13 protein-coding genes are annotated in these 15,066 nt (G+C 28.7%); 12 read left to right on the top strand and 1 reads right to left on the bottom strand.

The genetic code is table 11. The features are described from left to right. The 4 genes from VK998_RS10990 to VK998_RS10975 form a co-directional block, all read left to right on the top strand. On the top strand, positions 1 to 2,069 hold a 2,069-nt coding region (locus tag VK998_RS10990; protein ID WP_325228251.1), incomplete at its 5' end, for a 3'-5' exonuclease. 12 nt (positions 2,070 to 2,081) lie between these two features. Next, on the top strand, positions 2,082 to 2,816 hold the full coding sequence (locus tag VK998_RS10985; protein WP_325228249.1) for a helix-turn-helix domain-containing protein: 735 nt from the start codon (positions 2,082 to 2,084) through the stop codon (positions 2,814 to 2,816). 14 nt (positions 2,817 to 2,830) lie between these two features. Next, complete coding sequence (locus VK998_RS10980) at positions 2,831 to 3,037, top strand: hypothetical protein (protein WP_325228248.1); 207 nt, start codon at positions 2,831 to 2,833, stop codon at positions 3,035 to 3,037. 11 nt (positions 3,038 to 3,048) lie between these two features. Next, positions 3,049 to 4,947, top strand: coding sequence for a hypothetical protein (locus VK998_RS10975; RefSeq protein ID WP_325228246.1), 1,899 nt, complete (start codon positions 3,049 to 3,051; stop codon positions 4,945 to 4,947). Here VK998_RS10975 and VK998_RS10970 read toward each other — a convergent pair. Next, on the bottom strand, positions 4,937 to 6,112 hold the full coding sequence (locus VK998_RS10970) for an MFS transporter (protein ID WP_325228244.1): 1,176 nt from the start codon (positions 6,110 to 6,112) through the stop codon (positions 4,937 to 4,939). The genes VK998_RS10975 and VK998_RS10970 overlap by 11 nt on opposite strands. 125 nt (positions 6,113 to 6,237) lie before the next feature. Here VK998_RS10970 and VK998_RS10965 point away from each other — a divergent pair, with 125 nt between their 5' ends. From VK998_RS10965 to VK998_RS10930, 8 genes are all read left to right on the top strand, one after another. Next, positions 6,238 to 6,681 carry a MarR family winged helix-turn-helix transcriptional regulator gene (locus VK998_RS10965; protein ID WP_325228242.1) on the top strand — a complete coding sequence of 148 codons (444 nt, stop codon included), beginning with the start codon at positions 6,238 to 6,240 and terminating at the stop codon, positions 6,679 to 6,681. A gap of 2 nt (positions 6,682 to 6,683) precedes the next feature. Further along, complete coding sequence (locus VK998_RS10960; protein ID WP_325228241.1) at positions 6,684 to 8,411, top strand: ABC transporter ATP-binding protein; 1,728 nt, start codon at positions 6,684 to 6,686, stop codon at positions 8,409 to 8,411. A gap of 65 nt (positions 8,412 to 8,476) precedes the next feature. Continuing rightward, complete coding sequence (locus VK998_RS10955) at positions 8,477 to 8,800, top strand: hypothetical protein (RefSeq protein ID WP_325228239.1); 324 nt, start codon at positions 8,477 to 8,479, stop codon at positions 8,798 to 8,800. Between the two features lie 175 nt (positions 8,801 to 8,975). Continuing rightward, positions 8,976 to 9,854, top strand: coding sequence for a polysaccharide deacetylase family protein (locus VK998_RS10950; RefSeq protein WP_325228237.1), 879 nt, complete (start codon positions 8,976 to 8,978; stop codon positions 9,852 to 9,854). Positions 9,855 to 9,909: 55 nt separating this feature from the next. Then, positions 9,910 to 10,605 carry a response regulator transcription factor gene (locus VK998_RS10945; protein WP_325228235.1) on the top strand — a complete coding sequence of 232 codons (696 nt, stop codon included), beginning with the start codon at positions 9,910 to 9,912 and terminating at the stop codon, positions 10,603 to 10,605. 15 nt (positions 10,606 to 10,620) lie between these two features. Then, positions 10,621 to 12,027 (top strand): sensor histidine kinase, encoded by a 1,407-nt coding sequence (locus VK998_RS10940; RefSeq protein WP_325228233.1) that lies wholly within the window; start codon positions 10,621 to 10,623, stop codon positions 12,025 to 12,027. Next, a complete protein-coding gene (locus VK998_RS10935; RefSeq protein WP_325228231.1) occupies positions 12,024 to 13,514 on the top strand; it encodes a hypothetical protein in 1,491 nt (496 codons plus the stop codon). The genes VK998_RS10940 and VK998_RS10935 overlap by 4 nt, the downstream gene beginning before the upstream one ends. A 146-nt stretch (positions 13,515 to 13,660) precedes the next feature. Further along, positions 13,661 to 15,066 (top strand): LytS/YhcK type 5TM receptor domain-containing protein (locus VK998_RS10930; RefSeq protein ID WP_325228229.1); only part of this gene is annotated, 1,406 nt, incomplete at its 3' end.

The following is a 15,066-nucleotide window of genomic DNA, read 5'->3' as shown; positions in this document are numbered from 1 at the left end:
ATATAGAAAAAATATCGCAACAAAAAACCATCAATTTAGATAAAAATTTTAGAACTGTTGACACCGTATTAAAATTTGTAAATTCCCTATTTGAGAAATTAATGGGTAGTAAATATATAAGCTTAAAAAATTATCATTTTTCAAACAATAATATAGATGTGGAAATATTGGAAAATGAGAATTTAAAAGCACCTTCCAATGTAGATAAAGCTGATTATAATGCTTATTACGAGAGTAGATTGATTGCTAGTAGAATAAAAGAGTTAGTTGAGGAAGGTCAATTTAACTATGGAGATTTTGCCTTGTTGTTTAGAGCTTCAACAGTTGATCATATATATGAAGAAGCATTAATGGAATATGATATTCCCTATTATAATATAGGAGGTAAAGGATTTTATCATGGCCAAGAAATAATTGATATTATGAATGGTCTGAAAGCTATTAGCAATAGATTTGATACAATATCTACTATAGGTTTTTTAAGGAGCCCTATGGTTGGATTAACAGATAGAACTCTATATTGGATTTTAAGACATAAAGAGAGTTGTATTTTAGAGACCCTAGACAAGGATATTAAAGCCATAGAAGATGATGAAAAAGAAAGAATTGAAAAAGCAAAAAATTTATTAAAAAATTTGATAACAAAAAAAGGTTTATATGGGGTTTATCCATTGCTTATGGAACTATTGGAAAAGACCTATTATATTGAAAGCCTTATGCTAACCTATAGTGGCAGACAATTAGTTTCTAATATTTATAAATTTTTAGATTTAGCTTTGGATTTTGATAAAAATACTTCAGGGTCTTTAGAGGATTTTATTGATCATATAGAAAGATTAAAAGATACAGATGAGTCTCAAGCAAAGATTCAGTCAGAAGATGCAGATGTAGTAAAGTTACTGACTATACACAAATCTAAAGGATTACAATTTCCAGTAGTAGTAATCCCACAAATGGCTAGAAGATTTAATTATCAACAACCTTATATTTTGCTAGACAAAAACAAAGGGGTTGGATTTAAATATGATAAAAAGGCTCCCCTTTATAATAAAATAAAGGATGATATAAGAGCTATTGAAGATGAAGAAAACAAAAGATTATTGTATGTAGCTATGACTAGAGCGGAAAAAAGGTTGTTAATTGGAAACCAAGGGAAGAATAGTGGATTTAAAAAAATGGTTAAGGAATTAATCAATAATGATCATATACAGATCATAGACAAGTTGAATGTTAAACCTAATATTCGAGAGCAGATTAAGCCTTTAAAAAGTGGATTGCTTAAAAGTATACCCATTAATAAAAAAAAATTTCCATTACTCAATGTAGTAGAAGGGTATGATAAAAAGGTTTTCCATAGAGTGAGTGCATCCCAATATATTCAATTTAACGGATGTAGGAGAAGATTTTTTATGAACTATTACAATAGACTTTCTTTAGATTTAGAAGGTAGAACGTCAAATGAATTATCTAATATTATAGAACCTTCTACAAGAGGTAATATTATTCATAAATTTTGCCAACATTATAAATTTGGCATTGAACCATTTGAACTCATGGAAAGTATTGTTAATTCCTTTGGTATAGAATATAATAATAAAACAAAATCTGAATTAGATATATATATGGAAAATTATTTGAAGTATCACAGAGAAGATTATGACAAGATATATTCGGAAAAAGAGTTTTACCTATTAGTGGAAGACTCATACATATATGGTATAATAGATAGGATAAATATTAAGAATGGTAAAGCAGAGGTATGGGATTTTAAGACTAATAGAGTTAATAACAAGGAACAACTGATAAAAATCTATTCACCTCAATTACAGCTCTATGTCAATGCTTTAAAGAGAATATCCAATTTTGAAATAGATAGAGCAGCTATACTGTTTTTAGAAACTGGAGATATGGTGGAAATAGATATAAGGAAAGAGAGCTTAGAGAAGAATTTTCAAGATATTAAGGAATTTATTAGATTTATAAATAAGAATAATACTATTGAACAGTATGATAGATCAAATCAATGTGATAAATATTGCGAATATAATATTATTTGTAATCATAAGTAGGGGGAGAATGGTGTGGAAGATTTTAAAATATTAGAACCAGGACAGAGACTTAGACAAATGAGAAAAAAGCTAAGATTAACTCAAAAGGATTTGTCTGGTGAAAATATGAGTAAAAATTATATTTCAATGTTTGAAAATGGTAAAAGAAGTATAAATATAATTAATGCAACTTATTTTGCAGATATGATAAATATGAAAGCAAAAGAAAAAGGGGTAGAATTAAACGTAACTGCTTCTTACTTTGTTAAAACTCAAAATGATATTGCTCGAGAAGTATGTTTGGAAGGTCTAGATAAAATAAAAGATAATAATATAGATAAGTATGAAAAATATAGGGAATTATATAAGATAATATATATATCCAATGAGTATGAATTATTGAATATATTGGCTAAGTCTTTGAAAGTTAAAGGCAAACTCCTCTATAGAGATAAGCTATATCATTGTGCTATAACTCATTTTTCTAAAAGTCTATTGTATTATTCTAGAGAAGATGACTTAGATGGTATTCATAAATGTTATTTAGCTATGGGGAAAACCTATTTTATGGATGGGAACTATAAAACAGCAATAACCTATTATAATCTTGCTAGTCTTTATGGTGATGAAGATAGCATGCTGTATTATAAAGCTTTGGCCTATTATAAATTAGGAAATTATGAGTTAAGTAAAAGCATTATAGATAAAATAATATTTAAAGATGAAAGGGTTTTAGAGCTAGAAAATTGTATTTCTAATATTGATTAAAAGAGGCGATGTAATTGTTGTTGATGGGAATAGTATTTATATTATTAGGGCTTTTTTCAATATTTAGCCAAAGATACGAAATTAGAGAAATAGAAAACGAAAGAGAAATTGTAGAAAAGGTAGTAGATAGAAAAAATGGATTTCACAAATACAAAATATTTATTGGGATTTTTTCCATAGTAGTAGGAATATTTTGTATTTTAAACTACATCATATATTAAAGGGTGTTATTATGGGAAAAGGGAATATAACAATAATTTTAGCTATTATTTTTGTACTATTTCTTAGTAGTACTTCTTATGCCATGGAAGAAAAATCTATTTTGCTTTTAATAGATAGACTAGATTTTGATGTTATTGAGGCTATTACTGCTGATACTGATTTTGGAATTGGTTTTGTAAATATAAAAACGAGAAAGCCCTATGTTATAGAGAGTTATTATTTTTCCATTGCAGCTGGTAGAAAAATTGGAGTTAACTCATCTTTATACAAAGGGTTGTATAAAGATGAAAATGGAACAATAATTGTATCTGGATTTGAAGATATGTTTAAGGACTCCACTAAAGGAATAAAAAATGTAAAAATAGAAGTTTTAGGAGAAAAAATAAAGGGTCAAGGTATATCTTATATAGGGGATAACTCTTCAGCCATAGTAGCAGTAGATAATACTGGTACTATTAAATCAGGAGAAATAGAAGTAAAATATGATAATATCTGGTTAAACAATAAAACTAATTATTATTTATCTAATTCTAATTTACTTGTACTCTCCTACAATATAGACGAAATAAATAATAGAGTAAAAATATTAAAAGACTATATTGATAAATTTAAAGACTATAATATTATCATTGTACCAAATGAAGTATCCAAAGATATGGAATATATTATAAACAGTAGTTTAGTTCCTATTATATACATCCATAATGATGATAATGGTATGATGAGCAGCCTTTCTACACAAAGAGAAGGATATATCACTCTAGAGGATATACATGCAGAATTGCTCGAGGTTCATGGGGAAAAACAATCCACTGTAATAGGAAATAAAATAGACATAGTGGAAGAAGAAGACAACCTTAATTATGCAAAAAATCTGTCTAAAAAGGCCATTAATTTAATCTGGATAACGTATTTATTTCATGGTCTAGTGTATTTTATGCAATGTTATTCTGCTTATTATATTTATAAAGGGAGAAAAGATAGATTTGATAGATTAACTTTGTTCAATTCTTTTATAATCATAAACATATTTATATCATTGTTAATGGGTGCATCTAGCTTACATATAAATATTGTTCTATATCTATTTATAAATTTATTAATTTCCTATATTATAACTATATTTATGTATGATAAGGATATAAATATTATTGGATTATTTGCTACATTAACCTATGGAATGATTTGCTTTGGAATCTTTTTTTATCCGGAAATGATATATAATTCTTATATAGGCTTTAATAATTTATTTTATGGAGCCAGATACTATGGGTTTAATAATGGAATGATGGGGGTATTACTAGTTAGCTCTATAATAAGCTATTTTTTTATTGAAGATTTAATTAATAATATATATATAAAGAAGTTAGCTTGCTTAACATATATAACAACTAATATGATAGTTTTGTCCGCTAACTATGGCGCTAATACTGGAGGATTTTTGACAGCGCTTGCTTTGTTTTTAATAATTTTATATACAAATTTATTATGGGAAAATAGGAATATAAAGAATATAGCAGTTTTGATATTGATTGGTATAATAATATTTGCTATAAACATGTATTTTGATTATCTTAGCAATGAAAAAAGTCATGCAATTAACTTTTTAATAAGGATAAAGACTTTTGGAATAAGCGAATTTTTGGATATGTTTATAATTAAAGCAAAAGAATTGATAAAATTGACTTTATTGCCCCCTTTTAGTATAGTAATTGTTGCTCAAATGATCTCTCTTAAAAACTTAATTATAGGAGTTGATAAAAAACTTAAAAAAGAAACTTATATAATATTTATCACTGGAATTATAGGGTTTTTACTTAATGATACAGGTATGATAACCTTTATATATATGACTCATTATTTGATATCTTTGTTAATCTATAACCAGCAATCCCCCTCTAAAGTCTAGAGGGGTTATTCCTTTGTATTATGGTTTTTTCGATGGACATACTATATAGTATTTTAAGAGCAATAGAAGTATTTATTATAGCTATTAATACCAGTAGCTTGTAACCACCTATATCGTATAAAAAAGGGCCCAGTAAAGAATATATAGTTACTGTAATTGCATTAACTGTATAAAACAAACTCATGAAAGTACCTCTTTTTTCAGGAATTATTTCTGAACAGAGAGTTTGATAAGCTGTAAATCCTCCGTCTAAACCAATTGTTACTATAGTTAGAAATCCAATGATAATTCCAGCAGAATTTAAAAAAGCTATGGGGATTAAAGCAAATAGCATAATGGAAAAAAAGATTCTGGATAACTTTTCTTTACCTATTTTGTCAGTGAACAATGCAGCAAATACTATACCAAGAATAGTACCCAAAGCTACCACAGTATAGACATAGCCAATCTCCACTTGATTAAAATTAAAATTATTGGAAATATATATACCTAGAAAACTTAATAATAAAGAAGGTGCTGCAAGAACTAAAAAAATTACTATTAAGGATTTAGAATTTAAGGGATTTTTTAGCAGAATTAAAAGTTCATTTATATCAACTTTTACATTTTTTGAACTTTTTGTTTCAGGTAGTCTAAATAATAATAGTAAACAAATTACTCCAATAATTGTAAGGGGAAGATAGACACTTTTTAAAACTCCAAATTTGTTAATCATCTTAGTTGCATATAATGGACTAAATAAAATAGCAATGCCAAAGGCAGTTCTTAATAATCCAGAAGCTTTCCCTCTAGATTCATAGGGAACAAATTCACTTAAATAGGATAGATTGGTGCCACTAAGGGAAAAATATCCAATGCCAATAAATATTCTACCCAGAGCAAATAATAATGGAATTGTAGCAAATCCACTTATTAGAGTACCAACAATATAGAATATTAAAGCCACCATTAAACTTTTCTTTTTTCCATATTTGTCAGCAAAGACTCCTAAAATAGGGACTAGGACTCCTACTAAAGAAAAACCTACATTAAACATAATTACAGAACTATCTTTAATATTAAAATATTGGGATAAAAAAGGGGCTAAGGGGGCAATAATATTCATTTCCGTTGCAACAATAAGTTGTATAAAGAATGTAGTAAAAAACATTAAAAATAAAGTCATAGTTTCCTCCTTTAAAATATGTGCTAAATATCATTATATATTATATTTGAAAAAAAGAAATAGAGATGATATAATATCGCTATACGATATATTAGACAGACGAAAGTAATTATGGAGGTGAAAATTTGGAGTTGCAAAAAATATCAGAGACTATATCTAACTATATTCGAGAGTGTAGCAATATAATCCATACAAAAGGACATCAAATAGCTCAGGAATATGATCTAACCTACGACCAATATCACCTACTAATTTATTTAAGTTTTAGTGATAAACCTCCTACCATTAATGAAATTTCAAGGAAGTTTAATAGAGCACAAAATACTATATCAGAAAAGATAACTAGGTTGGAAGAAAAAGGTTTAGTTAGTAGGGTGGACGATATAGATGATAGAAGAATCACAAGAGTAATTATAAGTGAAGAAGGATTAAATTTAATCCGTATTATTAAACAAGAAAGAAGTAACAGAGTTACTTTTATTGCATTAGAAAAAATGAAAAAAAATGAAGCAGAAGATTTGCTAAATAATTTAGGCAAACTATATAATAATTTAAATAAGGAGGGCTGAAATTGCTTAGAAAATTTATTTCCTATTATAAACCCCATAAAAAACTATTCTTTATAGATATGTTTTTTGCTTTTTTAATTTCTGCATTCGACTTAGTTTTTCCTATGGTTAGTAGAAACATTGTTAATGAAATAGTACCGGCAGGTAGGATAGATCTTCTAGTTAGATGGACTATTGCTTTATTAATCCTATTTGTATTCAGGTATATCAGTTACTATATCGTTTCGTACTGGGGACATGTATTAGGAGTTTATATTGAACACGATATGCGAAGAGATTTATTTACCCATTTGCAAACATTGCCTTTTAGCTACTATGACAACACCAAAACAGGACATATAATGTCCAGATTAGTAAATGATTTAAGGGATATTACAGAGCTTGCTCATCATGGCCCAGAGGATTTATTTATTTCTTTGGTGATGTTAGTAGGTTCTTTCATTCTTTTAGTAAGAATAGAGTGGAGATTAACACTTATCATATTTTCTTTTATACCAATTGTAATTTTGTTTGCTATGTTGAAAAGAAAAAAAATGAGAGATGCTTTTAGGCAGGTTAGAAAAAAGATTGCCAATGTTAATGCTCAATTGGAGAATAGTATCTCTGGTGTAAGAGTTGCTAAATCCTTTACTAACGAAGCTTATGAAATTGAAAAATTTGATGATGGGAACTATCAATTTAGAGAGGCAAGAAAATCATCTTATAAAGCCATGGCAGAATTCGTTGCTGGTATTGGTCTTATGACAAATATTTTAAATTTAATAGTTATCAGTGCTGGAGGATATTTTGTATATAGGCAATTAATCAATTTAGGCGATTTACTTGCATATACTTTATATGTAAACTTCTTCATGCAACCTATAAGAAGACTAGCTGACTTTATGCAACAATATCAAGATGGTATGACTGGATTTGAAAGATTTATGGAGATAATGAATATTAAACCTGATATCATTGATAAAGAGGACGCTGTTGAACTAAATAATGTAAAAGGAGATATTAAATTCAACAATGTATCTTTTAGCTATACTAATGGTGAAGATAGGGTATTATCCAATTTAAATTTAGATATTGAAGCTGGAAAAACCGTTGCAATAGTAGGACCTTCTGGTGCAGGGAAAACTACTCTTTGTCATTTAATACCAAGGTTCTATGATATTAGTCAAGGGGAGATTTTAATAGATGGTAAGGATATAAGAGATATTACCCTAAAATCCCTTAGAAAAAATATTGGTTTGGTACAACAAGATGTATTTTTATTTACTGGAACTATAATGGATAATATATCCTATGGAGATCCAACTAAATCTGAAGAAGATATTATTGAAGCGGCTAAGAAAGCCCGTATTCATGATTTTATAATGACTCTTCCTAATGGGTACAGTACCTATATAGGAGAAAAGGGTGTTAAACTATCTGGAGGACAGAAACAAAGGATTTCTGTAGCTAGATTGTTCTTAAAAGATCCTCCAATATTAATTTTAGACGAAGCAACCTCTGCTTTAGACAATGAAACAGAAATATTAATACAAGAATCATTAGAAGAATTAGCTAAAGGTAGAACATCTTTAATAATAGCCCATAGGCTGTCAACAATAAAAAATGCAGATGAAATATTGGTATTGACCAATGAAGGAATAGAAGAAAAAGGTAGTCACGAAGAGCTGTTGGAAATAGATGCTTTATATGCAAAATTGTATAAATCACAGTTTAAAGAATTAGTATCTTAAATAATTGTATCAATAGTACCTCCTACTGCATATTATATATTGAATATGTATGGGGAGGTTTTATTATGGATTACAACTATCCAGAGCTATATTATAGGATTTATCCTAAAGCCATAGAATCAGCAAATAAATATTTAGAAGAGAACCAATATGGAGGAGATATTTCTGAAGAGGATATGGAAACTATGATAGATGAGATTTATGATAAAATGGTTTTAGAATGTCCTGAGATAGATGAGGATCCTATAGAAAGAAGGGGTAGGTATAGAGTAACACAAAGACCTTTTTATGGAAGAAGAAGACTTATCAGAGATATAATATCTATAATACTTATTTCTGAATTGATACGCAGAATTAATCCATATGGATTTTATGGAGCAGAGTATTAATATTTTGTTGCAAAAGTACTAAATAGGCTAAATTTAAGCCTATTTTAGTACTTTTAGTTGTAACCTTTTTGTAATTAATTATTTATATTTTTGTAATGCAAATTTTTTGGGTATATAGTATTCTATATATAGAGAATTATTTTGTTGTTGACATATGAGAATAGGAGGGACATTAATGAGTCAAACTAATAAATCGAAAAATAAAAACAAAAGAAAAACACTAAGATATATTACAGTATTTATTATAATATTTATCTTGTTCTTCCTTAGCACATTCTATAAATATTATAAAAGGACTGCCTCTGATGTGGTAGAAGCAGGTAAACTTGAAGAAAGTATTTTATTGATGTCAGAAAAATCTGCCATAAATATTGCATTGAAACATGAAAAGCAGCTTATAGAAGCTGAGGAAGCAAGAATTGCTGAATTAGAAGAAAGGAAACAAAAAAATTTAGCATTAGAAAAAGATAAAAAGAAAGCATTTTTAACATTTGATGATGGGCCTTCGGAGACGGTAACTTCTCAAATATTAGATATTTTAAAGGAATATGATGTAAAAGCTACATTTTTTATTGTAGGAAACTTAGCAGAAAAATATCCAGACGTAATTGAAAGGATTGATCAAGAAGGACATGCTATAGGTAATCATACTTATAGTCACAGATACAATTATATATATAGAAGAACTTCTAATTTTATAAAGGAATTGGAAAGAACTGAAAAAGTATTAAAAGCCATATTAGGAGAAAATTACGAAACTAAATTGGTTAGATTTCCAGGAGGTTCTTTTGGTGATAAAAAAGCACCTTTTAGAAAGGCAGTATTAGATAATGGATATACTTACTATGATTGGAATTCTTTAAATGGAGATGCAGAAGGCCATTATATACCAAAAGACAAATTAATAGAAAGATTTAAAAGCACTTATAAAGGTCAAAAAGAGATTACAATTTTAATGCATGATATGGATTCAAAATATACTACACCAGAATCATTGCCTTATATAATAGAATTTCTACAAAAAAATGATTATGAGTTTTATGTTTTAGAATAATTGCTGTAGATTTACAGCAATTACTTTTATTCATATATTATTTGGAGGTAAATAAATGATGTTAGAAAAAAGAATTCTTGTAGTGGAAGATGAAGAGCATATAAGAAAATTTGTTAAAATTAATTTGGAAAGGGAAGGCTTTATAGTTGAAGAAGCTGGAACAGGAGAAGAAGCTCTTGAAATCGTAAAAAAGAAGGATATAGATGTTGTAGTACTGGATATTATGCTGCCAGGAATAGATGGTTATGAAGTGTGCAGAATTCTTAGACAAAAACATCCTACAATAGGTATAATTATGCTTACAGCTAAATCTCAAGATATTGATAAGATCATGGGTTTAGAATATGGTACCGATGACTATATGGTAAAGCCCTTTAATCCAATGGAACTTGTTCTTAGAGTAAAATCATTGCTAAGAAGAATGGATCCTTTAATAGAAGAAAGTAATCATATAGTACTAGATCCTCCTTTTAAAATAGATAAATATTCTAGAAAATTTTACAAAGAGGATGAAGAAATAGAGCTGACTCCAACGGAATATTCTATAATAAAGCTTTTTACTGAAAATTCAGGAAAGGCATTTAGTAGAGATGAGATACTAAATATAGTATGGGGCTATGATTTTGTAGGGGATTCAAAGATTGTGGATGTAAACGTCAGGAGACTAAGAGCCAAGCTTGAAGACGACCCTAGTGAGCCTTACTATATTGAAACTGTATGGGGTATAGGCTATAGATGGAGAGACAAATAACTTTAGGAGGAAAAGATGAATACCAGTATTAAAAAAAGATTAGTTGGCAATTTTATGCTAGTAATAGTAATGACTGTGTTGATATTGGAAGTCTTTTTAATAAATGCTGTAAAAAAATATTATTATAAAAGTATGGAAGAAATTCTTTCACATCAGATAATTCTCTCTACAGAATTTTATTCAAGATACTTTTCATCTAATAGATTAGAAGATATAATAATTGATGATATAGATGTGTTTTGGCGTCAGACTGAAGCCCAAGTTCAAATACTAGATTTAGAAGGGAAAGTGTTGATGGATTCCATAGGAGCCTCCCATTCTTCCAGTATTATAAACACAAACGATGTCACAAAAGCCTTAGAAGGAGAAAAAGGAATTTGGATAGGCAATGTGGATTATGATACCTCTGCAGTAATGGCTGTTTCTTATCCTTTAATAGTAGAAGGGAAACCCATAGGAGTTTTAAGGTTCGTCTCATCGTTGAGGAATGCCAATAGGATTATAAAAAATATTGCAAAAATATTACTGATAGTTGGCTTTACTGTAATATTAATATCTGGTGTTCTCAGTATTTTTTTAGCAAATACCATAATACAACCATTAAAGGAAGTAACTACAGTAGCAGAAAAAATGGCAGGAGGCCAATTGAAAATTAGATCTAGAAAAAGATTTGATGATGAGTTAGGAAAGCTTTCTGACACTTTGAATTATATGGCTGAAGAGTTAATAAGAAAGGAACAACTTAAAACAGATTTTATATCTTCTATTTCCCATGAACTAAGAACTCCACTAACATCTATAAAAGGATGGGCAATTACATTAAAATCTGATGAATCCAAAGACGAACAATTATTAATAGATGGATTGGATATAATAGAGAAAGAAAGTGAGAGATTATCTAATATGGTAGAAGAATTATTAGATTTTTCAAGATTTATTTCAGGTAGAATAACCTTGAATAAAGAGGGAATTGATATAATAGAGTCAATAGCCCAGATAGGGAAGCAATTTCAATTTAGGGCAAAAGAAAAAAACATTCAATATAATGTCTATTATGATACTAATTTATCCCATGTAATAGCAGATGCAAATAGAATAAAACAAGTACTAATTAATTTATTGGATAATGCCTTTAAATTTACTCCAAAAGGAGGCATAGTTACACTAATGGCAAAAGAGGAAGAAGAGAATATATTAATCCAAATAGAGGACAATGGATGCGGTATAGATGAAGAAGACCTTCCTTATATTAAAGAAAAATTTTATAAAGGGAGAAATAGTAAGTCCAATAGTGGGTTAGGCCTTTCTATTTGCGATGAGATAATCAAACTACATGGTGGTTCTATGGAAATTAAAAGTGAATTAAACCAGGGTACAAAGGTAACTATATCTATTCCAATAAAAGGAGTGGAGAATCAATGAAAAAGATTTTACTATCGATAATATTAATTACATCTATGATATGGATAGTATCTTGTGATATTGATAGAACTCAGCTATCCGATAATATAGAAGCACCAAAGAATATTAATTTGCCTGTTTCTGGCCAATGGAGAATTGAAGAATATAGGATGAATACTACTAGTACCATGGAGGAGGAAAAAGCTGAATCCTATTTAGGAATGGAAATATTATTTCATAATGAGTTTATTTCCGCAGGAGAGGATTATTTTACAAAACCATCCTTTAGAATAAAAAATGTGGATGCAGCTGATTATTTAGTATACAATTATAAAACAACACCAGATTTTCTAGATATAGATACCGATAAAATAGAAATAGTATCTGTTGCCGCAGAACAATTTTTATATGAGTTTATAAAAATATCTGATGAAGAAATCATTGTAAATATTGAAGGAACATTTTTTTATTTGAATAAAATTTCAGAAGAGATTCAAGATAAAAAACTAGAGACTAAACAATTAACAGAAAATGTACTATTAGATACAGAGGAAAGTTTAGAAGAAGATGCCATAAAAACTGGAATTTTGCTTGGACTTAAATCTTTAGACTTAGAGGCTCAAAACGAAGATATGGAAAAATGGAATTATAGAACTATATTTATTAGTAGTAACAATAAAGAGATTGTAAGTATTCATGAAATGGAAGATATATTATTGCCTAGGAAAACAGGATTCTGGAAAGTCAAGGTAGAAAGAGAAGATAATGATGGCAAATTAAACGATAATATAATAGCATATCCTTTAAATAAAACTTTAGACCAAGAAAATGATCTGCAAATTAAAAAGGAAGAGAAAACTGAAAATACCTATAAGAATATTTTATACGTGGGAAATGACTATATTTCTATAGAGAATATCCATTATCGTAATAAGGGGCAAAGGTATTTAGAATTTTATCCTATTGATAACATTACAAAGGTTAAACCTTTGATGATTTCAGATGTTTTAGGAGAAGTTGGGAAAGAAGCATTCATTGAAGGTGCCAATAAAGAAATACTAAGAGAAAAAGAAGAATATAAAAACAGTTTAATAGATTTGAAACCAAATGAAGAGAGCTTTGGTTTGTTTAGAAGAAATGGCTATTGGATTTTTAAAGGAAGAATTAACTTTGTCGAAGATGGAATATATAGGTATGAGAATTTCAATATAAAAACTATTCCTCCAAAGGAAATAGTTTATTATGATGAACTATCTATTTCATGGAATAGGATAAAATCAAAAGTACCAGAAGCTTTAGATGTATTTACATCACCTAATGAGGATATAGCAATTATATTAACTCACAACAATATATTCGTCCATACGTTGGAAAATGATAAAATTAATAATGTACCTGTAGAAATCATAGAATTAAAACCAGCAGAAAAAATAGTTATGGCTGAATGGGCAGTAGGTAGATATCCTAAGCTTTGGGAAGAGGAATTTTTGAAACAAGTCGAGAACTAAATTGAGCAGTTCTCGGCTTTTTTTAGTTTAGTCCTTGTTGTAATCAGTAAGATACTTTATTATAATATAATTAAGATTAAGGAGAAGGGGTGTTTCCACTGTTAGTAATACTTTTTCAGAATTTAATCAGCCGTGTAGGGCTAATAATGCTAGTAGCATTTATTATGACTAGAATGGAGTCCTTTAGGAAGCTGGTAGCAAAACAAAATGTAAATATAAAAGATAAAATATTATTATCCGTTATATTTGGTATTTACGGTATTATAGGTACCTATACAGGAATTCCTATAAGAGGTGCTATTGCCAATGCAAGGGTAATAGGAGTTTTTGTTGGTGGACTATTAGGTGGCCCCTTTGTTGGAATACTGTCAGGACTTATAGCTGGAGGACACAGGTTCTTAATAGATATAGGAGGGTTCACTGCATTATCTTGTAGTCTTTCCACTTTTACAGAAGGGATCATGGCTGGATTTTTAAAGAAAAGAATAGATAAATCCGATAATAAATTGCTCTTTGCCCTTATTGCTGGTATGGTTGCAGAAATTTGGCAGATGATAATTATATTAATCTTTTCTAAACCTTTTTCAGAAGCTTTAGAATTAGTAAAAATAATAGGAATACCTATGATTATTGCTAATGGAATAGGAATAGCAGTATGTATATCTATAATTTATGGTGTATTTAAAGATTTAGAAACTGCTGAAGCCTATCAAGCTCAATTAGCTTTAAAAATAGCTAATAAGACATTAAAATATTTTAGAAAAGGCTTAAATGAAGATACTGCTTATCAAGTAGTACAAATAATTAAAAATATGACTGGAGTTAAAGCTGTAGCTATTACAGATAAAGAAAAAATATTAGCCCATGTAGGTATTGGAGAAGACCATCATCTAGCAGGCAGCCCTGTTAGGACTAGCTTAACTAAGGAGGTGATAAAAAAAGGAAGCTGTATTGTTGCCAATACTAAAAAAGAAATTGGATGTGACAATGTAGAATGTAGGCTGAAATCAGCAATAATTATTCCTTTAATGGAAGGGGATGAAGTAGTTGGTACATTGAAGTTATATAAGGATGAAGAAAACTCAATAACCAAGGTGGAATCAGAGTTGGCTTTAGGACTGGGACATCTGTTTTCAACTCAAATCGAATTAAGTAAAGTAGATTATCAATCAGAATTATTAGCAAAGTCTGAACTGAAAGCATTACAAGCTCAAATAAATCCACATTTTCTCTTTAATGCAATTAATACCATAGTATGTTTAATAAGAACTAAACCAGATAGTGCCAGAAGATTGTTAATCCATTTAGGTAATTATTTTAGAAATAATTTACAGGAAAGTAACAATGAAGTAGATTTATATAAGGAAATTGAAAATATTAAATCCTATTTAGAAATTGAAAAAGCAAGGTTTGGAGATAAATTAAATATAATATATGATATTCCAGAAAGTATAGATTGTTCATTGCCTCCTTTATTACTTCAACCTTTAGTAGAAAATGCTATTAAACATGGGGCATTTGAAAAAGTAGAAGGGAGTACTGTGAAAATAAT

The organism is Schnuerera sp. (assembly GCF_035459645.1).
Classification (GTDB): Bacteria; Bacillota; Clostridia; order Tissierellales; family Tepidimicrobiaceae; genus Schnuerera.
The sequence above is the reverse complement of the archived record's forward strand: the minus strand, read 5'-3'. Positions and strand labels throughout refer to the sequence as shown.